The organism is Aequorivita sp. CRS11, assembly GCF_059693805.1.
The window spans coordinates 162,334-185,358 of the sequence record NZ_JCATIG010000003.1 but is presented as its reverse complement, the minus strand read 5'-3'; the positions used below and the strand labels follow the sequence as shown (position 1 = coordinate 185,358).

15 protein-coding genes are annotated in these 23,025 nt (G+C 39.1%); 5 read left to right on the top strand and 10 right to left on the bottom strand.

The annotated features are described in order from the left end of the window. Positions 1-61 precede the first annotated feature (61 nt). Positions 62-2,476, top strand: a complete 2,415-nt coding sequence (locus AC58DT_RS06770) for a ribonucleoside-diphosphate reductase subunit alpha (protein WP_497216122.1) — start codon at positions 62-64, stop codon at positions 2,474-2,476. A 79-nt stretch (positions 2,477-2,555) separates the two neighbouring features. Here AC58DT_RS06770 and AC58DT_RS06765 read toward each other — a convergent pair whose 3' ends face one another. The 3 genes from AC58DT_RS06765 to AC58DT_RS06755 all read right to left on the bottom strand — a co-directional run bounded on the left by AC58DT_RS06765 (position 2,556) and on the right by AC58DT_RS06755 (position 7,048). After that, on the bottom strand, positions 2,556-3,329 hold the full coding sequence (locus AC58DT_RS06765) for a hypothetical protein (RefSeq protein WP_497216121.1): 774 nt from the start codon (positions 3,327-3,329) through the stop codon (positions 2,556-2,558). A 194-nt stretch (positions 3,330-3,523) separates the two neighbouring features. Then, the gene (locus tag AC58DT_RS06760) at positions 3,524-5,767 is read right to left on the bottom strand and encodes an inorganic phosphate transporter (protein WP_497216120.1); all 2,244 of its coding nucleotides are present in this window, start codon (positions 5,765-5,767) and stop codon (positions 3,524-3,526) included. Between the two features lie 78 nt (positions 5,768-5,845). Further along, complete coding sequence (locus AC58DT_RS06755; RefSeq protein WP_497216119.1) at positions 5,846-7,048, bottom strand: porin; 1,203 nt, start codon at positions 7,046-7,048, stop codon at positions 5,846-5,848. Between the two features lie 399 nt (positions 7,049-7,447). Between AC58DT_RS06755 and AC58DT_RS06750 the strand changes: the two genes are divergently transcribed. Then, the gene (locus AC58DT_RS06750; protein WP_497216118.1) at positions 7,448-7,807 is read left to right on the top strand and encodes a toxin-antitoxin system YwqK family antitoxin; all 360 of its coding nucleotides are present in this window, start codon (positions 7,448-7,450) and stop codon (positions 7,805-7,807) included. Between the two features lie 72 nt (positions 7,808-7,879). On the opposite strand, the gene AC58DT_RS06745 is transcribed toward AC58DT_RS06750, so the two are convergent. Together AC58DT_RS06745 and AC58DT_RS06740 are read right to left on the bottom strand one after the other, a co-directional pair. After that, a complete protein-coding gene (locus AC58DT_RS06745; protein ID WP_497216117.1) occupies positions 7,880-10,711 on the bottom strand; it encodes a TonB-dependent receptor in 2,832 nt (943 codons plus the stop codon). A gap of 92 nt (positions 10,712-10,803) precedes the next feature. Continuing rightward, entirely contained in the window at positions 10,804-12,051 is a 1,248-nt protein-coding gene (locus AC58DT_RS06740) for a beta-helix domain-containing protein (RefSeq protein WP_497216116.1), read from the bottom strand. A 186-nt stretch (positions 12,052-12,237) separates the two neighbouring features. Between AC58DT_RS06740 and AC58DT_RS06735 the strand changes: the two genes are divergently transcribed. Together AC58DT_RS06735 and AC58DT_RS06730 are read left to right on the top strand one after the other, a co-directional pair. After that, the gene (locus AC58DT_RS06735; protein ID WP_497216455.1) at positions 12,238-13,566 is read left to right on the top strand and encodes a deoxyguanosinetriphosphate triphosphohydrolase; all 1,329 of its coding nucleotides are present in this window, start codon (positions 12,238-12,240) and stop codon (positions 13,564-13,566) included. A 166-nt stretch (positions 13,567-13,732) separates the two neighbouring features. Beyond that, a complete protein-coding gene (locus tag AC58DT_RS06730) occupies positions 13,733-16,333 on the top strand; it encodes a T9SS-dependent M36 family metallopeptidase (protein ID WP_497216115.1) in 2,601 nt (866 codons plus the stop codon). Positions 16,334-16,381: 48 nt separating this feature from the next. On the opposite strand, the gene AC58DT_RS06725 is transcribed toward AC58DT_RS06730, so the two are convergent. Next, the gene (locus AC58DT_RS06725; protein ID WP_497216114.1) at positions 16,382-18,160 is read right to left on the bottom strand and encodes a 1-deoxy-D-xylulose-5-phosphate synthase; all 1,779 of its coding nucleotides are present in this window, start codon (positions 18,158-18,160) and stop codon (positions 16,382-16,384) included. 107 nt (positions 18,161-18,267) lie between these two features. Between AC58DT_RS06725 and AC58DT_RS06720 the strand changes: the two genes are divergently transcribed. Continuing rightward, positions 18,268-18,717, top strand: coding sequence for a nucleoside deaminase (locus AC58DT_RS06720; RefSeq protein WP_497216454.1), 450 nt, complete (start codon positions 18,268-18,270; stop codon positions 18,715-18,717). Positions 18,718-18,771: 54 nt separating this feature from the next. On the opposite strand, the gene AC58DT_RS06715 is transcribed toward AC58DT_RS06720, so the two are convergent. The 4 genes from AC58DT_RS06715 to aspS all read right to left on the bottom strand — a co-directional run bounded on the left by AC58DT_RS06715 (position 18,772) and on the right by aspS (position 22,934). Then, a complete protein-coding gene (locus AC58DT_RS06715) occupies positions 18,772-18,969 on the bottom strand; it encodes a cold-shock protein (protein WP_045078898.1) in 198 nt (65 codons plus the stop codon). Between the two features lie 97 nt (positions 18,970-19,066). Beyond that, positions 19,067-19,312 (bottom strand): hypothetical protein, encoded by a 246-nt coding sequence (locus AC58DT_RS06710; RefSeq protein WP_062620021.1) that lies wholly within the window; start codon positions 19,310-19,312, stop codon positions 19,067-19,069. A 28-nt stretch (positions 19,313-19,340) separates the two neighbouring features. Beyond that, complete coding sequence (locus AC58DT_RS06705; RefSeq protein WP_497216113.1) at positions 19,341-21,137, bottom strand: chloride channel protein; 1,797 nt, start codon at positions 21,135-21,137, stop codon at positions 19,341-19,343. Positions 21,138-21,179: 42 nt separating this feature from the next. After that, the gene (gene aspS, locus AC58DT_RS06700; RefSeq protein WP_497216112.1) at positions 21,180-22,934 is read right to left on the bottom strand and encodes an aspartate--tRNA ligase; all 1,755 of its coding nucleotides are present in this window, start codon (positions 22,932-22,934) and stop codon (positions 21,180-21,182) included. Positions 22,935-23,025: the final 91 nt, after the last annotated feature.

Sequence of the window (23,025 nt, the reverse complement as noted above, 5' to 3'; positions counted from 1 at the left end):
CAATTTTCATTGCATAATAGGATTTTCAGCTACCATTACTAACCACTTAAATAAAAGAATTATGAATGTAGTAAAAAGAGACGGCCGGAAAGAGCCCATAATGTTTGATAAAATTACGGCTCGCGTGCGCAAACTGTGCTACGGTTTAAACGAATTGGTAGATCCTGTAAAAGTAGCAATGCGTGTAATTGAAGGGCTTTACGACGGTGTAACAACCAGCGAGCTGGATAATTTGGCTGCGGAAATTGCCGCAACAATGACCACTTCGCATCCGGATTACGCACGTTTGGCGGCTCGAATCTCTGTTTCCAATCTACATAAAAATACCAAAAAATCATTTTCGGAAGTGATGACGGATCTTTACGAATATGTAAATCCGCGTACCGGAAAAAAAGCGCCTTTGCTGAGTGATGAGGTTTTTGAGGTGATAAAAAACAACGCCGAGGAATTAGATTCAACAATAATTTACAACCGTGATTTTGGGTACGATTATTTCGGTTTTAAAACTTTGGAACGCTCCTATTTGCTGAAACTGAACGGAAAGATTGCAGAACGTCCGCAGCATATGTTGATGCGAGTTTCCGTAGGAATTCATATGAACGATTTGGCAGCAGTGAAGGAGACCTACGAGTTGATGTCGAAGAAATATTTCACCCACGCAACCCCAACGCTTTTCAACAGTGGAACACCAAAACCGCAAATGTCTTCCTGCTTTTTGCTTGCAATGAAGGACGACAGCATCGATGGAATTTACGATACGTTGAAGCAGACCGCAAAAATCTCACAATCTGCCGGTGGAATTGGTCTTTCAATCCACAACGTTCGTGCAACGGGATCTTATATTGGTGGCACCAACGGAACTTCAAACGGAATTGTGCCGATGCTTCGCGTTTTTAACGATACCGCACGTTACGTTGACCAAGGTGGCGGTAAGCGAAAGGGAAGTTTTGCAATTTATGTGGAACCATGGCACGCTGATATTTTCGACTTTTTAGATTTGAAAAAGAACCACGGAAAAGAAGAAATGCGGGCTCGAGACCTTTTTTACGCCATGTGGATTCCAGATTTGTTTATGCAACGGGTGCAGGACGACGCTGAATGGACGCTTATGTGCCCGAACGAATGCCCAGGACTTTTTGAATGCCACAGCGAAGAATTTGAAGCGCTTTACCATAAATATGAAGCAGAAGGAAAAGGTAGAAAAACCGTAAAAGCACGTGAACTTTGGGAGAAAATTCTTGAATCGCAGATTGAGACCGGAACGCCTTATATGCTTTACAAAGATGCGGCGAACCGAAAAAGCAATCAAAAGAATTTGGGGACCATAAAATCATCAAACTTGTGTACGGAGATTATGGAATACACTTCTGCAGATGAAGTTGCGGTTTGTAATTTGGCTTCCATCGCTTTGCCAATGTTCGTGAAAGGCGGTGAATTTGACCACAAAGAACTTTTTAAAGTAACAAATCGCGTTACCAAAAATCTGAACCGTGTAATCGACAGAAATTACTATCCGGTGATTGAGGCGCAAAACTCAAATTTCCGCCACCGTCCGGTTGGGTTGGGAATTCAAGGTTTGGCAGATGCTTTTATCATGCTTCGTTTGCCCTTTACCAGTGATGAGGCCAAAAAATTGAATCAAGAAATTTTTGAAACACTCTATTTTGCGGCCGTTACAGCTTCTATGGAAGAAGCGAAGGCAGATGGACCGTACGAAAGTTATAAAGGCTCACCTATTTCCGAAGGATTATTTCAGCATAATTTATGGGGAATAAAGGACGAAGAGTTAAGCGGCCGTTGGGATTGGGACAAATTGAGAAAGGATGTAAAAAAGCACGGTGTTCGAAACTCTCTATTGGTTGCGCCTATGCCAACCGCCTCCACATCGCAGATTCTTGGGAACAACGAAGCTTTTGAGCCCTATACTTCAAATATTTATACACGACGTGTGCTTTCAGGGGAATTCATTGTTGTGAACCAACACCTTTTGGAAGATTTGGTGGAACTTGGGCTTTGGAACGAGGATTTGAAAGAGGAAATCATGCGCGCCAACGGTTCAATCCAAGATGTGGAAATAATTCCGCAGGAACTGAAAGAACTTTATAAAACCGTGTGGGAACTTTCTATGAAAGATATTATTGATATGAGCCGCCACCGTGGATATTTTATTGATCAAAGCCAGTCTTTAAATCTTTTTATGGAAAATGCAAATATGGCAAAACTAACCTCGATGCATTTTTATGCATGGAAAAGCGGCTTGAAAACGGGAATGTATTACTTACGGACCAAAAGTGCCGTGGATGCCATTAAATTCACACTTAAAAAGGAAGAGAAAAAAGAAACCGTTGGTGCTGAAGTTGAGGCAAATGTAGTAGAAGATGTATCAACAAAGCCAATGACACCGCAGGAATTGCGCGAAATGCTGGCACAATCCAAAAACGCTCCGGATGATGATTGCTTGATGTGCGGATCGTAAATTTTGGAATAACTTTATAAATAAAAAAGCCCTTGCTCAATTGAACAAGGGCTTTTTTATTTATTTTTTGCGATGCTTATTATTCCTCTGCGGGCATGGACATTCTGGTATATTCCAAAACAAGCGCGCTCAACCAATCCCAATTGATTGATTTGTAAGGATATTTTTCCATAAAGGCTGCATTGTCTCCAAAGAGGAAGTCATAATTTTCCTCAAAATCACTTTTGGGCAGCCAAAATACTTTATCGCCTTTTTGAACGTAATATGACTTTACAACACCGCCACCAATGGTAGGGCCTGGGCCCATTTTAAAACCTTTTGATTCTTTGGCAAAAGGATCGTGGTAAACCGAAATTATCTGGCTGAATTCCGGATTTATCAGTTGCATCAAAAATTCTTTCTCGTCCTTTTTGTTTTTTAGGGAAACCTTTTGGTTTACAAAATAAATCTGGTCATTGCTGGTCAGTTTATTTACGCTGTTTCTTCTGCCCATCCCGAAATTGCTGAACTTTTGTGATACCTTTCCGAATTTCTCCCAACCGCTGGCATAAAGATAGGCTTCTGCAATCTGTGATGCATCATAGGTTTCTTTTTTGTCGGTAATACTGTCTTTAAAAACAATTTGGGCAATCTGCCCTTTCTTTGTAACCACGCCCTTACAGTACCCGTTATGTTCGGTACCATCTTTCATGATAACGGTTGATACTTTTTTTGTGGCCGGTTGGTCAAAACCTTCATTAAAATAATAGGTTTTTAACATATCCTTTTCCTCGTCGGTATATTTAACCTTGTCTTGCGCAAAGACAAAACTACAGGCCATTAATAGTACGATTGATAAAAATTTTAGTTTCATAATGTTGAGATTTATTGGTTGCTGAAACAATATTCCAACAATAATTTTAAACGGAAAATTTTTTTGGTGTAAAATTGGTCCGTAAGGCATCAAAATACGGCAGATGCCCTATGAAGATTAAAAGTGTTTGTGCATCTTCTAAAGAAAAAGGAGCCCGATTTGGACTCCTTTTCTAAAATATGGGATGAAATTTATTACGCTTTGCGATAGCTTGTGTAATATTCCTCCATCAAGTTCATCAAGGCCGTTACCAGATCTTTGGTTTCAAGCAATAGGCTGAAATACAAAGTGGTGTTTTTAGGGCTTGATTCTTCGGTACGGGTACGCGCTATCTGCTTTTCAATTTTGTTTGAAAGGCTTGCGAAGATTTCGTCTTTTTTCTCAAGTACATTCCCGATGCGCTGGAATTCCTTTTTGTGGAAGATGTCTTCAATTTCATTTAAAAGCTCTTCCAAATGATTGTCTATTTCCTGAAGATCCTTTATTTGGTTAAAGCGAAGCGCTTTGTGATTGTTGTTCACGTGCTTGTAGCTCGCCTTTGAAATAAATTCCAAAGACTGCACCACGTCGGTCAAATAACCAAGGATTACAATGTAGAAGTTACTTCCGCGCACACTGGTTTCATCCAGATTCTTAATGAAGTAGAAAATATTGTCTCGCAGTTCTTCAACTTCGTCATTAAGTTTATTTACACCTTTTTTGCTCTTCTTCAGTTTTTTGGTGTCCTGTTTTGCAAGGCCACGAAGCATATCGGTATAAATTTTATTTGAACGTGAAACTACATTGCTAATGTTTTCAGCACTTTCTTGGATAATCCCCTGAACGGTTTTGCTCTCGGTTTTCTTCAAGCCGCTCTTGTCCAATTTCAGTTTCACTTTATTTTTGTGAGAAAGATAATTTCGCACTAATAAAAGAATAGCCAATAATAACAACACGGCTATCATTGCGCCACGACCTATAAATATTAGATAGGCAAGCGTACCTGCTGCTGCAAATGCCACAAATGCAGTAAAGAACCAACCACCTATTACGTTCATTACCCCTGCAACGCGGTAAACGGCACTTTCGCGACCCCAAGCTCTATCAGCAAGTGATGTACCCATGGCTACCATAAAGGTTACATAGGTGGTGGAAAGTGGTAGTTTCATAGAAGTTGCCGTAGCAATCAGAATTCCGGCAACCATAAGGTTTATGGAGGCACGGATCATATCAAAAGCTGGAAGCTCGTAGGTTTTGTGTTTGGGTAGGTTCACTATCGGTTTTTCAAAACGTTTATCTATTTTCTGCTGAAGCGATTGCGGAATGATATATTCAAAATAGGTTGCAATCTGGGTGCTGGACTTTACCAAAAACCTTGAAAGCATGTTTGGGCTAAATTTTTCATGGCCCTCGCCTTGGCGTGCAAGGTCAATTTCGGTATCAGAAACCGTTCGTGCCTTTTTGGAAAACCACAATGTAAGAACCATTACACCACCAGCAATGAAGAGCAGCATAGGCTCTGCGGGAACTTTTTCAGCAAGGCTGTGCATATTATACTCTGAGGCCGCGACACCAGAAGTTGACCAGTCAATATAACTATGGTATGCCGCCATTGGAACCCCAATAAAGTTTACCAAATCGTTTCCTGCAAATGCCAACGCAAGACTGAATGTACCTACTGCTATTACGATGATTAAAATATTCTTTTTAAAAATCATCATAAAAAGTTGCGAGAACACAGTCCAAAAAATGAAGCTTCCGCCGATAAGCATCCAAGTATCACTTTCAACAATATCTTTAAAATCGCCATAGAAAGGAGTTCCCTTTAAACCTTTAACAAGTATGAAATAGCTTATACAGGTAAGAGCCAAACCTCCAAAAATAGCTCCGAAATATTTCATTTTTCGCTCAACGTGGAAGGTAAATACCAGCCTCGACAGGTATTGAACTACTGCCCCCACGGTAAAAGCAATCACAACCGAAAGCAGAATTCCTGTTATAATTTCTACCGCTTTTTCGGTATTGATGTATTTTGTAATTGCTGAAATGGTCTCTGCATCGTTATGGCCAATTTTTATCAGCGCCATAATAACGGCAGCGCCCAAAAGTTCAAAAACAATGGAAACCGTGGTAGATGTTGGTAAACCTATAGTATTAAAAAAATCCAGCAGCAAGATATCGGTAATCATTACCGCCATGAAAATAATCATTATTTCGTCGAAGTAAAATTCTCCGGGGACAAAGATGCCCTTTCGCGCCACTTCCATCATTCCACTGGAGAAAACGGCACCAATGAAAATACCTAAACTGGCTATTATTAAAATAGTCCTAAAGGAAAGTGCTTTAGAGCCAATGGCCGAGTTTAAGAAGTTTACGGCATCATTACTAACGCCAACCACTAGATCTGCAATTGCAAGCGCGGCAAGTGCAACAATCATTAATAAATAAATATTATCCATTCTAGTTTTAATTAAGTTGGTGCAAATTTCCCATATAAAATAGGATTGATTGTTACCAAATTGTTATCTGTATTTTTCTTAAAAATGAAGGTCAAAACCCAGCCTGTATTCCAAAGAGCTGCTTTCACCTGCAATGGTTGAATATGATAAATCTGTTTGAACTTTTAATTTGTGCCCAACAATATATTTTGAGGCTCCCAAGGTATATTGGTTCTCGGTTTCGTTGGAAGAAAATGTATTATCTGGCATAATGGTGGTAATGCGACCGGCAACTTCCCAATTGTTTTTAAAGACATAGCCTCCTTGAAAATTGAGCCCTTGCCCCGTATAAACCTCCTGCTCTGTAATAGAACCATCAATATTGGTTACTAGTGGGTTTTCAGCATCGCGATAACTATATTCTCCCATTAGTGAAAACCCATTATATTTAAACATAGCATCCACAAAAATGGTACTTATATTGGTTTCGTAAAAACCGATATCATTGCGCATATAGCTGCCTTGATTGCTTCGGGTTTTTACGGCATTATTGTTGAAATCATAGGTGGCGCCAATGGCAAGTTTTGGCGTTTTTTCGCGATAGATGTCGCCGCCAATATAATCTCCTTTTTTGGTGAACTCGCCAAAAGGCAATAATTCTACGCGGGTTGTATATTGAAACCCTCCAATATTTCCGGTTGTAATATTTCTACCTTCTCCCTGTGAAACGGCAAACATTTCGCGAATTAGGAAATTTTCAGAAGCCTTAAAACTATGGCGCAATTGTACTCCAAGGTCCCTGTCAATATTGAATAACCTGTTAAGTCTGGAACGGTCTATAAGCTGAAGATTACCGGAAGATATTACACGTTCCCTGTTTCCGGGAAGTTTTGCCTGTCCTGCCCATAGCTCCAGATTTTTGTAGAACCCCCACATTATTACTGCATCATAAATAATTCGAGGGGCATTGCCAGTGAATTCTGAAGCTCCTGCCACATCAAAATTTGAAAGACCTAGTTCAATTTTATAGCGCAGTTTCGGGGAATAGGCAAATCCGTCAAATTTTAAACGGGCGCGACGGATAATAAAGCTTTGTTCCGGTTTTCCAAATTTATCGCCATCGTAATCCCAGGAAGAATTGGCCCGTACTTGCATTCGTGGCGCAAATCGGACGCTCCACGTACTGTCTTTGCCCACAATGTTAAGCATACCGTCACCAAATTTTGGAACACTTATTTGTGAATGGACCGCGGAAACACACAAAAATAGAAAACCAATAAAGAAAATATTCTTTAGGTACATTTTAAAATCGATTATAGTTTTTGTCGCTGCAAAGGACTAAATTTTTAACTAATGGTATGTTTCCATATTGTTAAGCTACGTTTCCTTGGCTCCTATAAATTTAATAAAAAAAGGGCCGTCCTCAACGAACAGCCCCATTTGAAAATCTAGTCGACAAAAACTAAACGATTTCAAAAATTGCCCAATATAATAGGCAATTACAAAGAAAATCTATCGATCATAACTTAGTGTGAAGATAGCTTTACCAAATCATTAAGATATTGATTCAAAAAAACTAGGCTTTTTAAAACATTGAAAATAAACAGGTTAAAGGTTTAATGTTAAGTTAACGTTACCAAATGGTTTCGTAAGCGTTAATTTTGTAAATTTGATTATTCTGAAAATTTAAAACTTTGAAAAATGAAAAATTTAATCACCCTTTTTGCAATCGTATTAACAGTTTCAATGGCATTTGCACAAAATGCTAATAAAAACACGTATTATTTGGATGGCGATATGATTAAGGCAACAATATATCACGATAATGGAACGGTTGCACAAACTGGCTACTATACTGCAGACAATAAGCTAACTGGAGAATGGGTGAGCTATGACTTTAACGGTAATAAAACTGCCATTGCGCAATATAATAATGGTGAAAAAGTGGGCACGTGGTATTTCTTTACAAATGAAGACATAAAAGAAGTTTCTTATGCGGATGCCCGTATTGCCAAGGTTGTAACTTGGAAATCTGACGATATTCAAATTGTTTCTAATTAAACTCTAATTCTATTTTACATAAAAAAACCCTAGCTCAAATGCTAGGGTTTTTTATTTTTCACGTAATACATTTTAGAATTTGAGTGAGTAGCCCAAACTAATTTCTTGTCCCGGACTCCATTTGGAAAATAGTTGATCCTCTGCTCCAAACGATTGATAAACGCTTTCAATATCGTCATTTAATAAGTTGTCAAACTTTAAGGATATTGTTGAATTTCTGTTTGATCCAAAGCTTTTTGAAATGTTCAGTTTCACATTGTGAAAGGGCATTGTATATACATCTGCCACATCTCCTGCACCTACAATTTGAAGTGTTTTTCCCTGAGTATTGTAGAAAAGGCCACCTTGGAGTCCAGTTTCCGGATCTTTATAATTGAAGCCAAGATTTATTAAATAAGGGCTTTGGCCTTGCAATTGTCTATTGTCGTCAAGTATTTCACCGGTACGTAAATTATCTAGCCTTCCTTCCCTTTCGTCTTCACTGTACTGCTGTTGCGATTCTATAAGTGAGAAATTTAAATTGAAATCTATATTCTGTAAACCGCTTATAAACCCGAGATTTTTTCTTATTTCTAGCTCACCCCCAAAAACTTTTGCGTCTCCTAAGTTTAGTGGCGTGTATTGTCCATACGCCCTTCTGATAAATGAAAGCTCAATAGGATCAGTAAAAGATTTATAGAATCCGCTTATTGCGAAGAAATCTCCTGCTTCTCCATATTGTTCGTATCTGATGTCAAAATTATTTACATAAGTAGGCTGAAGGTTTATATTGCCAATAAATGTGGTGCTGCTTATTGGGTCAAAAATTTCGGCGAGTGAGGCTTCTTTAAATGAAGGTCTTGCCGTAGTTCTTGAATAGGAAGTACGTATTTTTTTGTTTTCATCTTCATTCAAATCAAAAATTAGATTTGCCGATGGGAAAAAGTCTGATTTTTCTAAAATTTTGGCATCTTCCAGTCTGGTTCCGTCCTGTCTTTCACCTGTGTAAATCAAGTCGAATTTTTCAAACCGCACCCCTAAAGCTGCATTCATCCAATTTGTTACCTTAAATTCTTCAGCTATATACCCTGCTGCGATTTGAATTTTTGAATTGTAAGAATCTGAATCGTTGGAGTCTTGGCGCACATAGGTTCCGCTATTTGTATTTGGGTCATAAATATTTTCTGGGATTAATAGTTGGTTTGGATCACCTCCAAATGTTGCCGACGAAAAATTAAGCAAAGGCAAAGAGTATTTTATTACTTCAAAGTCTCTTTCTTTTTGGGTAAAGGCACCGCCAATTTTAGCTTTTGCTTCAAAGCCAAAAAGATTGTGATCCTTTTCAAGGCCAATTTTTCCGGCAAGATTTACCTCTTCAAGTGATCTAAAAAATCTGGAGGCATCGCCAGATTCACTTGGCTCAATTGTAAATACTTCCTCGCCCGTATTGGGATTTATTGATACTCTAAATGGAGTTGTGCGAAAATCTTTATCGTCCACCTTGGCAAGGGAGGGCGATAGGTTCCATTCCAAATTCCAGTCATTATTACTGCCAAGGGTATGTGTGCCTTTTAATAGTCCATTTGTAATGGATCTCTGAACGTAGGTTAGGTTGTCTTTTTTAATCGTATTGCTGCTAACTATAAAATTGTCCAGCCTAAAAATGCCAGCTTCAGATTCTCCATTTTGGATGTGAAGTACATTAAATTGATATTTTGATTTTTCGGTTTTAAATGTTAACCCACCAAGGGCGCTAATTAAAACTGTATTGTTTCCTAACTCACCAGTTTGTGTGCGGTCTGCTAAAAGTTCAAAATTAGATCTGTCTGATTCGTCTTTTCTGAATAGCTGGCCATTGATGTATTCATCATAGTATTTTGTTTCATTTCGATATGACACTGATGCCAAATACCCTAATTTATTTTCGCCTACATCAAATTGATCTCCCGCTGTTATAGCAAAGTTATAGTTCATAAAATTTTGTTCTCGCTCTGCTGCCATTTGCGGGTTAAAGCGTTGGGTTAAATCTCGAACAAGCTCTCCATCTTGTTGCGGTAAAGGCACTTGTTGTGATTGGGGAATAGGATTGTCCCTTAGCCCGTCATCAAAACCTAAAAAGTCTGTACCGCTTTTATCGCCTGTTAAGTAGTTGTTTTTAAAATGAAAATCAGCGTTGTAGCCCAATCCAAGAGAAATACTATATTCAGCTCTGCTAGGAATGTCCTTGGTTACAATGTTTATTACACCGCCGGTAAAGTCGGCTGGCTGGTCTGCAGTTGCAGATTTGGTAATCAATACATTTTCTAGAATTTGTGAAGGAAAAATATCCAGTTGCAGTGTATTTCTATCTGGATCCAGACCGGGCACTTCCATGCCATTTAGTATGGATTTAGTGTATCGGTCTCCTAAGCCCCTAACATACACGTATTTTCCTCCTTGTACCGAAACGCCCGGCACGTTTTGAACTGCTGAAGCCACATCGCTTGCACCAGTTTTTTTAATGGATTCCAAAGACAAACCATCCATTAGGGTAACCGAGTTTTTCTGGATGCTTAAAACAGATGCTTCCGTATTTTTACGGGCAGTGGTGGTAACAACCACTTCATCCAGTTGTCCAGCAGAAGCATTAAGCGTAACATCAACTGTTGTAGTTTGGCCTGAAGTTATTTTCACTTCCGTAATTTCCTTAGTTTGATATCCAACGAACGAAAAAACAAGTGTGTAAGTTCCAGCATCTAACTTTAGATTGTACTTGCCATCAAAATCAGAGGTTGTTCCCGTTTGTGAACCCTTCACAATAACGTTTGCAAAAGAAAGCACGTCATTATATTCACCATCATTTATAACCCCCGTAACAACACCTGTTTGTGAAAAGGAAATCTGAAATAAAAACATTGCAATAAGCAATGGGAAAATATTTTGCATAAAAATATATTTATAAAATTTGCCCGTCTTCTTTTAGAAAGACGAGCAAATTGCTAATTGATTTAAAACAAGTTAAATGAGAATTCAAATTTTTACAAGGCTCCTTTAGATTTTGCGTAAGTCCAAGAGAAGCTTGAAAGATTAGCCCCACCGGAGTTTCCAGCTGTTGCCCAAGAAGCAGCTCTTTCAGTAAATGTTGGGTTAAGTATTATCTGACTTTCACCTTCGCCAGTTTTTTCGGCAAATATATTTTTAGCTTCAGTAACTCCATTAGGTAAGCTCACAGTCCAATTTGAAAATGACAACTTTCCATCAAGAAAGTTCTGTGCCACTGCATTGTTGTCTAACTCTACATCAGAATCTGCTTTAAAACCTACTGCATAAATGTTTTTTAGGGTGCCCATTGCTCTGTCGCGCAAATCTGCATATTCGCCATTTTCTGTAGTAGTATTTCCGATTAACGTGATACCGTCCAATGTGAATCTTCCTTCCAACGATCCTGCTGGGCCGTCAATTTCCAAAGCGTGGTCTGAAACATTCCCTAAGATTGCAACAGAATTTGAAATTGTACCGGAATAAGCCTCGTCTATATCAAGGGCATCATCACCGCAGGCCCAAACTATTGCGTTTGAAACATTTACTGATCCTCCGAACCACTCGATGCCATCATCCACATTTGCTACAACTTCAATGTTTGAAATAGAAGTTCCTGTTCCCACGGCTCCAAGTGTAAGACCGTTAATTTCATTACCATCACCAATAGAAGTGCCTCCGTGGCGAATGGAAACATAATTCATAGTACCTGAATCATCTGCATTATCAGATCCTCCATAAAGACCATTGGTGTCACTGGCTGGAATACCTTCAATTTGGTTTTCAAGGGCATCACCAGACAAAGAGGCTTTTGCCTTACCTAATATTATAACACCGCCCCAAAGGCCTCTGTCATTTTCGGTAAGATTAGTGCCAGATTTCTGTCCCAACGCTATATTATCTGCAATTGAAGTAAAAATAATTGGCTTATCAGCTGTTCCATTGGCTTCAATTTTAGCGCCTCTGGCAACAATAAGTACAGCAGCACTCGCTTCTTGACCCGCATAAGCTTTTATTATTGTTCCTTCATTAATGGTTAAGGTAGCACCGGAGGTAACTGTTACACGGCCGTCAAGTTCCCAAATAACATCATTGGTTAATGTCATGTCTGATGTGATTTGACCAGATAGTTTATTGTTTACGGGATCTGGGTCTGGATCAATAATTGGTCCGTCGTCATTACTGCTGCAGCTAACGCTAAGCACAAGAGCAAAAATCGCTATTAGAGGTAAAAAGAATTTTTTCATTAGTTTCATCTTAATTTTATAGATTAATTTCTTGGGGCAAAGATGGTTCCCTTATGTAAGGTTTGTGTTAATTGGCGATTACCAATTGGTCAAATTAGAGTTAGCTTAAGGTTAAGGCACACAAAAAAAATGATTGATTTGGCATCTGAAAAATAGTATCTTGCCTCAAAATTTTCACAAACTATGATGCAATGGGAACAGTTGCTTTCGCTACGGAAGCAAGGCGATAAAAGCAAAAGATTACGAATAGAAGAAAACGAAACCCGCTTGGGCTTTGAAGTAGATTACGACCGCGTAATTTTTTCGTCTGCTTTTCGAAGCTTGCAGGATAAAACCCAGGTTATTCCATTGTCAAAAACATCATTTGTGCATACGCGTTTGACGCATAGCTTGGAAGTTTCGGTGGTGGGGCGCTCCTTGGGAAGAATTGTTGGGAAGGAAATTTTGAAAAAACACCCGCAGTTACAGAATACGCATGGCTATCAATTCAATGATTTTGGAGCCATTGTTGCCGCCGCTGCTTTGGCGCACGATATTGGCAATCCTCCGTTCGGTCACAGTGGCGAAAAGGCGATTGGCGATTATTTTCTGAACGGAAATGGAAAACGTTTTAAAAATCAACTTTCCGAGAAGGAATATCAGGATTTGGTTGCTTTTGAAGGAAATGCAAACGGTTTTAAAATTTTAACCGAATCCAAAAATGGCGTTGAGGGTGGACTACGATTAACGTACGCAACGCTTGGTGCATTTATGAAATACCCAAAACAATCGCTTCCCAAAAAATCTACTTCTCACGTTGCCGATAAAAAATTCGGCGTTTTTCAAAGTGACACTGGATTTTTCAATGAAGTGGTCACAGAACTTGGCCTTTTAAGTAGGGGAAATAACGGTTATTCGCGCCACCCACTTACATTTCTTGTAGAAGCTGCAGATGATATTTGCTATACTATTATTGACTTTGAAGACGGTATAAACTTGGGTTTGATTGAAGAAGACATTGCGCTGGAATATTTAATTAATTTGGTTCGAGATAGTTTGAAAAAAGACATCTACTCACGCCTGCAAACGGTGCAGGACAGGTTGGCTTATTTGCGATCACTCGCCATTAATACTTTGATTGCCGAAGCAGCTTCTATTTTTATTGAAAACGAAGAAGAAATTCTGAAAGGAACTTTTTCTGAAGCATTGTTAGACAGAAGTCAATACAAGGCCCAAATTGCTGATATAATAAAGATTAGCATTGAAAAAGTTTACCAAAGTACAGAGGTGATGGAAAAGGAAATAGCTGGCTATACTATATTATCAACTTTGCTGGAAACATTTACTTCTGCTTTTGAAAATTATCAAAATGGAATAGCGCGACATTATGACAAAATTTTGCTGCAACTTATTGATTCCCATTCTCATAAAAACCAATCTGTCTATGAATATTTAATGGAGTGTTGCAATTATATCTCACGCTTAACAGATGGGAATGCACTTCAGAATTTTCAAAAAATAAAAGGCAATTTGTAGCAAAATCATGTTTATATGGTTTAAAAATGTTAAAAATTGAATTTTAGAGGGTTATATTGTCAATTTTATGATATTTTTAGCAATCCTTTATTTGGGAATAGAAAATCAATAATTTATAGATAGATCTTATCTACCATTAATCACCTAAAAACTTAATTTAAAGCTTATGAAAAAAGTTCTTTACTTAATTATCATTTTTGCTGTAAATGTTTCCTTTGCGCAGGATTACAGCAATTTGGTAAAAACGTATCTTCAGCAAAACCGAACGCTGCATTCTTTGCAGCCACAGGATATAACAGATGTATCTATTACCTCGCAGAGTTTTTCAAAAAGTATGCAGGTTCATAACGTATATGTAGAACAACGTTATCAAGGCATTGAGATTTTTAATTCAACATCTCCATTCGTTATTAAAGATGGAGCTGTGTACAGTGCTAAAATTTCTTTCACTGAAAATGTTTCCGCAAAGGTTAATAGTACTGCTCTATCAATATCGGCAGTGGGCGCTATTGGGAAGGCAGCCAATGCACTTGGCCTGCAAAGTCCCACAAATTTAAATTTGATTGAAACACTTTCAGACCACGACTACATTTTTTCTAATGGAAATATTTCTTTAGAAAACATTCCGGTAGAGCTTGTGTACCAAAAAATGGAAAATACGGGCAACCTGAGATTAGCTTGGAACTTGAGCATTTATCTTTTAGATGCATCACATTATTACAGTGTTCGAATTGATGCTATGACTGGTGAATTATTAGAAACAATGGACTGGGTTGTAAGCTGTAATTTTGGCGAAGAAGCTCATTCGCACTCAAACGAACAAAGTGTTTTGTTTGCCAATAAAAGTGAAGCCAGCTCTCTTGTAACAAGCGCCGCTGCGGCCTATCGTGTATTCCCATTGCCATTGGTTGGACCCAATGATGGTGCAGATCAATTAGTGAATGATCCATCAGACCCTGTTGCCTCTCCATTTGGATGGCATGATAATGATGGAGTTCCAGGACCAGAGTACACATACACTCGTGGTAACAATGTTATTGCACAAGAAGACAAAAATGGAAACAACGGAGTGGGTGCAAAAGCCGAAGGTGGTCCAACACTTACATTCGATTTTCCATTTAACTTACCTCAGAATCCAAATTCATTTACCGATGGAGCCATCACCAATTTGTTTTATATGAACAATATGATGCATGATGTTATGTTCCATTATGGTTTTGACGAGGAAAGCGGAAACTTCCAAGTAACTAATTATACTGGAGCCCCAGGTGCTGGTGATTATGTTTTTGCCGATGCACAAGATGGTAGTGGAATAAATAATGCAAACTTTGGAACTCCTCCAGATGGTGGAGCGCCAAGAATGCAAATGTACCTTTGGACTGCTCCTGGCACAGTATTGGGAACCTATCTGACTGTTAACAACGGACCATTAGCTGGACAATATTACGCTATGGATTCCAACTTCGCAGAGCCGTTGACCAATACCCCAATAACAGCAGATCTTGTAGTGGTTGAAGACGATAACTCAGGTCCTTCCACAGATACTTATGACGGTTGTGATAATATTACAAACGGATCAAGTATTTCAGGAAAAATAGCTGTTGTAAGGAGAGGTGAGTGTAACTTCACCGTTAAAGTATTAAATGCACAAAATGAAGGCGCAATAGCTGTAATAATTGTGAACGATGTGCCTTTAGAGCCAATTGTTATGGGCGGAAATGGGGCTCAAATTAATATTCCTGCTGTGATGATTTATCAATCTGATGGAGAAGCTTTAATTACTTCACTTTTAAATGGAGATACAATTAATGCAACTTTAGTAGATGATGGATCGGGAACTGATAACTTTCAACGCGATGGAGATCTAGACAATGTAATAGTTGCTCACGAATACGGTCATGGTGTTTCAAACCGTTTAACTGGTGGACGCTTACAAGCTGGATGCTTGCAAAACCAAGAACAAATGGGAGAAGGATGGAGTGATTATCTAGGATTTGTACTTACAATGAAACCTGGTGATACTCGAAATGACCCTCGTGGAACAGGAACTTATGCTTTAGGACAAGGTATTTCAGGTATTGGTTTAAGGGCCAAAGCCTATAGCTCAGATTTTGCTGTTAATGATTTTACCTATGATGATATTAAAACACAGTCAGTTCCACATGGAGTGGGATCAGTTTGGGCCACAATGTTATGGGATTTAACTTGGGATTTAATAGATGTATATGGTTTTGATGCAGATCTATATAATGGTACAGGGGGTAACAATGTTGCATTGCAACTTGTTCTTGACGGTATGAAATTACAGCCTTGTAGTCCAGGTTTTGTAGACGGTCGTGATGCAATACTTGAAGCAGATCAAATTGCCTATGGCGGAGCAAACAGATGTTTGATCTGGAGAGCTTTTGCTAAGCGTGGTCTTGGTGAGAGTGCAAGCCAGGGAAGTTCAGGTAGTAGATCTGACGGTACTGAAGCTTTTGATGTGCCTGCCGGATGCGAACTAGGAGTTTCTGACAATGGTAACCTAGAAAATAACTTTATAGTTTATCCAAACCCATCAAATGGAGAGATTACAATCAAATCTCGTGTGGATGTTGGAGAAGCAACTATATCAATTTTTGATATGAACGGAAGAAAGGTGTTCACGCAGCAACTTGAACTTCATACTACTGCAAATGTAAATGCAAGCGGTCTTAACGCTGGAATTTATTTAATACAGATAGAGGGAGATAACCGTTCTCAAACATCTAAGCTGATAATTAACTAAAACTGAAATAGTTTTAAATAGAAAAGAGGCTCAGAAGAGCCTCTTTTTTTATAAATATTTTTGAATGGTTTTATAGATTTCTTCTGAAGAAATACCTGCTTGTTTCTGAAGCTCCTCAACAGTGCCATGTTCTAGAAAAACATCGGGAACGCCCAATTGTTTAGTTTTCCGCTGATAATTATGAATAGCGGCGAAAGAAGCAATACTCCCTCCCAAACCACCTACGGTAGTACCATCTTCCACAGTAATTATAGTTTCGTATTTCTGAAAAACTTCGTGCAGTAGATTTTCATCCAGAGGTTTTAAAAAGCGAACATCAACGCAGCCCACTTTTTCCCTTTCGGAAGCGGAAAGCAAGTCAATTGCTTTCAACGCATTATGATTTATAGTGCCAATAGTTAATATGAGAATTCTATTCCCTTCCTTTAGAGTTTCACCCTTTCCAATATCAATTAAATTGAATGGTTTTTGCCACTCGAGTATATTGCCTCTCCCACGCGGATAACGGATAAAGATCGGCAAATCAAGTCCCTTTTGGGCCGTGAACATTATATTCCGCAGTTCCGTTTCGTTACGGGGTGCAAAAATAATAAGGTTTGGAATGCAGTTTAAATATGCTAAATCGAAAATACCGTGGTGTGTTGCCCCATCTTCACCTACAATTCCGGCGCGATCCAAACAAAAAATTACAGGTATTTTTTGAAGGCACACATCGTGGATTACCTGATCGAAAGCCCGTTGTAAAAAAGTAGAATATATATTGCAGAAAACGGTAAAACCTCGCGTAGCCATTCCCGCTGAAAAAGTTACTGCGTGTTGTTCAGCAATCCCTACGTCAAAAGCACGTTGGGGAAAAGTATCCATCATAAATTTTAAGGAACTTCCCGTAGGCATTGCAGGGGTAATGCCTATAATTTTTTCATTTTCTGAAGCTAATTCAACCAATGTTCTTCCAAATACATCCTGAAATTTGGGGGGCTGCATGTCGTTGTTTTTCGGAGCAAGATCTCCCGTAAGGGCATCAAATTTTCCAGGGGCATGATAAACAACTTGGTTTTCTTCAGCTTGCCGTAACCCTTTTCCCTTGGTTGTAATTACGTGAAATACTTTTGGTCCCGAAACATTTTTAAGCCGTTCCAATTCTGAAATTACCAAATCCAGATTATGTCCATCGATTGGTCCGGAATAATTAAAGTTTAATGCTTCAAAAATATTATCAGACTCTTTTGCGCCGTTTAGTTTTACTTTGGTGAAATAATTTTTCAGCGCGCCCACACTGGGGTCAATGCCAATGGCATTATCATTTAGAATAATCAAAAGGTTTGTGTCCGTAACTCCTGCGTGGTTCAATGCTTCAAAGGCCATTCCGCTGGCAATGGAAGCGTCGCCCACTACAGCAATATGTTGCTTTTCTATTTCACCTTTTAATTTTGAAGCAATTGCCATTCCCAGAGCTGCAGATATTGCGGTACTGCTATGCCCAACCCCAAAAGTATCATAGATACTTTCGGCCCGTTTTGGAAAACCACTGATGCCATTTAACTGCCTATTTGTGTGAAAAATGTGCTTTCTGCCAGTTAAGATTTTATGTCCGTAGGCTTGATGACCAACGTCCCACACCAAAATATCATCAGGGGTATTAAAAACGTAGTGTAAGGCGATGGTAAGTTCAACTACACCTAGACTCGCGCCCAAATGACCTTCTTTTGTTGCCACAATATTTATAATAAATTCACGAAGTTCCTGCGCTAATTGCGGCAATTTTTCCTTTGGAATTTTCCGAAGGTCGGCAGGATAATTTATTGTATTTAGTACATCTTGTGGCACGGTGTAAAGATACAGTTATTGCGAATTTGTTAATTGATGAATTCGTTAATTTGTTAATTCGTAATTTCGTTTTTAACTATGATTATAAAATTCCAAGAAACTTGAGTATAATAAATCCTTACGACGATACCTATTTTATGAAAAGAGCCATGCAAGAAGCTGAAATGGCCTATGATAAAGGCGAAGTGCCCATTGGTGCCGTAATAGTTATAAACAACCAGATTATTGCCCGTTCGCATAACCTTACTGAAACACTTAATGACGTTACGGCACATGCCGAAATGCAGGCAATTACCGCTGCTGCTAACTATCTGGGAGGAAAGTATTTAATAGACTGTACGCTTTATGTAACGATTGAGCCTTGCCAAATGTGCGCAGGAGCATTGTTTTGGAGCCAGATTTCAAAAATTGTATATGGCGCTAGAGATGAGCAGCGTGGGTGTATTGCCTTAAATACTAAACTTCACCCTAAAACCGAATTTAGGGGAGGAGTGATGGCAGATGAAGCATCACAACTGCTAAAACGGTTCTTTATCGAAAAAAGGAACTTAAACTAAAATAAAAAGCCTTTCAAAAATGAAAGGCTTTTACAACTCGAAACGTATATCTTTTTAGTCGTGGATTACGCGAACTTGAGCCGCAACCATTCCTTTTCTACCTTCTTCTTCAACATATTCTACTTTGTCACCTTCGTTAAGGGCTTCGCCGTTTAAGCCGGTTACGTGTACAAAAATGTCTTTTCCAGTTTCATCATTGGTGATAAAACCAAAACCTTTTGATTCGTTAAAAAATTTTACTGTTCCTTCCATTTTAAATAAAAAATAAATTAATAATAAGTTACAAATGTATAATATTTATGATTTTAGTTGTTAAGAAAATGAAAATTTTTTGAAAACGGATTGTCTTTTAAATCTTTTTTTCCTTCTGATAATCTTGCATTTTTTTAATATTTTCTTTGGTAAGCATATAGTCTTTCACACTTCTGTTTTTCCAGCGGTAATAAATAAACAGCGGCATGAGTACGAGAAATCCGATCATTAAGGATAGACCAATGATTAAATTGCCCGTGGCTTCATCATCAGGCTTGAGGTAAAACCCGATGCCTAAAGCAATAAGTACAGAAATAAAGAGGATGCCAATAATGTATTTCATTTTTATTTTTTATTAATTCCAACTTCGCTTATTTACCTGAAAAATCAATCAATTTTCTGCGATAGGCAGTAAGTAGTTTTGATTTTGAAACGAAACCATAGTATCTTCCGTGGCTTATCACCGGAAGGTTCCAAGCGCCTGTGTCCTGAAATTTTTTCATAACATCGGTCATTTTATCTTCTTCCAAATTTATAATATTTGGAGGGCTGTGCATAAGCTCCTGGGCTTTTAATTCTTCATAGAGGTTTTGGTCAAACATAACCGGTCTTAAATCATCAAGAAGGATAATTCCCTCAAGTGCATTTGTATCTTTGTCAAGCACAGGAAAAAGATTTCTTTTGGATTTTACAACGGCTTGATGCACAATTTCACCAAGATTCATCTGTGGGTAAATTGATATGAAATCACGTTCAATAACAGACCGTATATCCATCAAGGTAAGTACGGCGTGATCCTTATCGTGTGTTATGAGTTCACCCTTTCTGCCCAACTCCATTGCATAAACAGAATGTGGAATGAAGTATTTGGTAATGGAAAAACTAATAGCCGCCGTAATCATCAATGGAATGAAGAGTTCGTACCCGCCAGTTACTTCTGCAATTAAAAATATTGCGGTAAGTGGCGCGTAAAGCACGCCAGCCATTAGGCCCGTCATTCCCACCAATGTAAAATTGCTTTCAGAAACACCGTTGGGAAATAGACCGCAGTTGTTCAGAATTTTTGCAACCACGTTGCCCATGATACTTCCCATAAACAATACGGGAGCAAAAATACCACCTACGCCACCGGCACCAAAAGTAAGTGCACTGGCAATAATCTTGAAAAAAACCAGACCTGCCAAAAGTGCGATTACCACCCAAATACTAGTTAAGTCTAGATTAAAGATGTTGTTCTGTAAAGCTATTTCGGGGTTTCCTTTTACAAGATTGTTTATTACATCAAACCCTTCACCATAGAGTGGAGGGATAAAATATACAAGTATCCCCAGTCCTACACCGCCTGCAAGTAGGCGCTTTGCGGGAGAATTTATTTTTTCGAAAACCGTTTGAAAATAGGCATATACCTTTGTAAAATAAACAGAGGTAAATCCTGCGGCAAGTCCCAGAATCATATAAAATGGCACATCGCTTAAATAAAATGCGTCGGTATTCTTAAAGGGAAGAAGAATATCATTTCCGAAGAAAAAATACGATGTGAGAATACCCGAAATGGAAGCCAACAAGAGCGGAAGCATAGAAGCCAATGTTAAATCCAGACTGAAAACTTCTATTGCAAAAATTAGTGCTGCGATGGGCGCTTTAAAAATTGAAGCCATGGCTCCCGCTGCAGCGCAACCAATTAATAGGGTTCTGTTTGCCTGGTTAAGGTGCAAAACGCGAGATAGGTTTGAACTTAATGCCGCCCCCGTTGCAACAGTGGGGCCTTCAAGACCAACCGATCCTCCAAAACCGACAGTTATGGGTGCCGTTAAAATACTGCCGAACATTTGGTAGCGCTTTATAAACCCTTTCTTCTTTGAAATTGCAAATAGCGTGGAAGGAATACCATGGCTTACCTTCTTTCGAATTACATATTTTATTATAAAATAAACAAGGGTCAGTCCAAGGATGGGAAACACAAAATAAAAAGCCGTATGGTAATATTGTATTAGGTTTCCTTCTAACAAATGCTGGATAAAGTGCGTAAGGTTTTTAAGAATAACCGCGCCAACGCCAGATAAAAATCCCACAACTATAGCTATTAAATACACAAACTGCGTTTGCGAGATGTATTTAATTCGCCAAATAAGAAAGCGGGTTAGTAAGTTTCGTTTTTGTTTTGGCATCCTTAAAGCTATCAAAAAATCCTGCAAGTGCAGGATTTTTTATTATGAATTTATTTGAACCTTTAGATGAAGTTCCTCCAACTGCTTTTCGTCAATTGGCGCAGGGGCGTCAATCATCACATCGCGGCCCGCGTTGTTTTTTGGGAAAGCAATAAAGTCGCGGATGGTTTCCTGACCGCCCAAAATGGCAACCAATCTATCCAAACCGAAGGCAATACCACCGTGCGGAGGCGCGCCGTATTGAAAGGCGTCCATTAAAAAGCCAAACTGCGCCTTGGCTTCTTCTGGGGTGAAGCCTAAATAATCAAACATCAACGCTTGTGTCCTTTTGTCGTGGATACGGATGGAACCACCGCCTATCTCGTTTCCGTTTAAAACCAAATCGTATGCGTTTGCTTTTACCTCACCTGGTTTTGTGGCCAAAAGGTCAAGCTGTCCCGGTTTTGGGGAAGTGAATGGGTGGTGCATGGCGTGGTAGCGCTCAGTCTCCTCGTCCCATTCCAACAGCGGAAAATCCACGACCCACAGCGGGGCGAATTCATCAATCTTGCGCAATCCAAGCTGTTCCGCCAAATGCATTCGCAATGCGCTCAACTGGGTTCGTGCTTTGTTTTTTGCTCCGGAAACCACACAGATTAAGTCGCCAGATTTTGCCCCAGTAACCTCTGCCCATTTTGCTAAATCTTCTTCAGTATAAAATTTATCTACGGAAGATTTATAAGTTCCATCCTCATTGCAGCGAACGTAAACCATTCCCAGAGCTCCAATTTGCGGACGTTTTAGCCAATCGATTAAATTGTCTATTTCTTTTCTGGTAAAATTATTTCCTCCGGGAACGGATATGCCAACAACCAATTCAGCTTGGTTGAAAACACCGAAATCTTTATGCTGCGCCACTGAGTTCAGTTCGCCAAATTCCATCCCAAAGCGGATGTCCGGTTTGTCGTTTCCGTATTTTTTCATTGCTTCATCATAGGTCATTCTTGGGAATTCGGAAATTTCAACGCCGTTTATTTCTTTCAGCAAATGTTTGGTCAAACCTTCAAAAGCATTCAGAATATCTTCCTGCTCCACGAAAGCCATTTCGCAGTCAATCTGTGTGAATTCCGGCTGGCGGTCTGCACGCAAATCCTCATCGCGGAAACACTTCACTATTTGGAAATATTTGTCCAATCCGCCCACCATTAGCAATTGCTTAAAAGTTTGCGGGCTCTGCGGAAGCGCATAAAACTGCCCTTCGTTCATTCTGCTTGGAACTACGAAATCGCGCGCGCCTTCGGGAGTTGATTTTATTAAATAAGGAGTTTCCACTTCAATAAATCCTTCTTTTGAAAGATAATTGCGAACCGCCATTGCAACCTTTGATCGGAAAATAAGATTTTCACGAACAGGTTTTCTGCGGATATCGAGGTAACGATATTTCATTCTTAAATCCTCACCGCCATCGGTTTCATCTTCAATAGTGAAAGGTGGCGTTTCGGATTGATTCAAAATAGTTAATTCAGAAACCAAAATCTCCACATCGCCTGTTGGCATATTTGGGTTTTTGGATTCGCGCTCAATAACGGTTCCTTTTACTTGAATAACGAACTCGCGTCCAAGTTTTGTGGCTTTTTCCATTACTTTTTTGGGCGTTCTTTCCTCATCAAAAATAAGTTGGGTAATGCCGTAGCGATCGCGGAGATCCACCCAGACCATAAAGCCCTTGTCGCGGGTTTTTTGTACCCATCCCGCGAGGGTTACTGTTTTATTGATATCTGCCGCGCGAAGCTGGCCGTTGTTGTGCGTTCTGTACATTTTATTCTGAAAAAAATTGAGACGGCAAATTTAATAAGTATTAAATGAATTGTTGTGGTTTTGAAGGGATTATTATTTAGAGCATGGGTCC